The 658-nt window shown below is 70.8% G+C and carries 1 pseudogene; it reads left to right on the top strand.

The window, feature by feature from the left end:
* Positions 1–105: 105 nt before the first annotated feature.
* Positions 106–658, top strand: a pseudogene (locus tag KIH27_RS22170) (hypothetical protein); the annotation flags it as partial.

Genomic DNA, 658 nt, shown 5'->3' with positions numbered 1-658 from the left:
TTGATGTCTGGGGAGGTTGAGGCGTTTTTGGCGGCGTTTGGTGCGGTGTTGGGTCGGTCGCGGGATGCGTTTGGTGTTGGTGGTGGTGCTGGTGGTGGGCAGTTGATGCGGGCACCGGTGGTGGTGGCCGCGGGGTCTGGTGCTGGGCAGTCGGCGCGGTCGGCGCGTGATGATCTGGTGTCGGCGGCGTTGGCTGCGGCGGGGGCCTTTGAGCATGTGCAGGATTCGGCGCGTTCGTCGGCGGCGGCGGGCTCTGCTGCGGGGCGGGCGAGCATGGAGTCGGTGATTGCTGGGGCGGTCGCTGATGTGGACGGGTTGGGGTTGTCGTTGAACACCCCGGCCGGTAAGGCGGCGTTGGTGGCCGCGGTGCGCCGGCGGTTGGAGGAGACCCGGGAGGTGTTGGGCACTGGGGGTGCGGATGCGTCGACACAGGCCGCGGCTGCCGATCTGGCCGGCGCCGGTTACAACAGTGTGGGCCTCAATCCCGCGGCCGGTGCGATGATGCCCGCCGGTGGGGGTGGTGGGATGCCGATGGGTGGGGGTGGGTTCCCGCAGATGAGCCCGCCGAGCATGGGCGGCGCCGGTGGGTTGGCCGGCCTGGGTGGCAGTGCCTTGCAAGCCTTGTCGGGACTGGGCCAACCCGGCGGCGGCGGGGGTA

This window comes from Mycolicibacter acidiphilus (assembly GCF_018455725.1).
Lineage (GTDB): Bacteria > Actinomycetota > Actinomycetes > Mycobacteriales > Mycobacteriaceae > Mycobacterium > Mycobacterium acidiphilum.
This window is presented reverse-complemented; position numbering and strand designations above follow the sequence as displayed.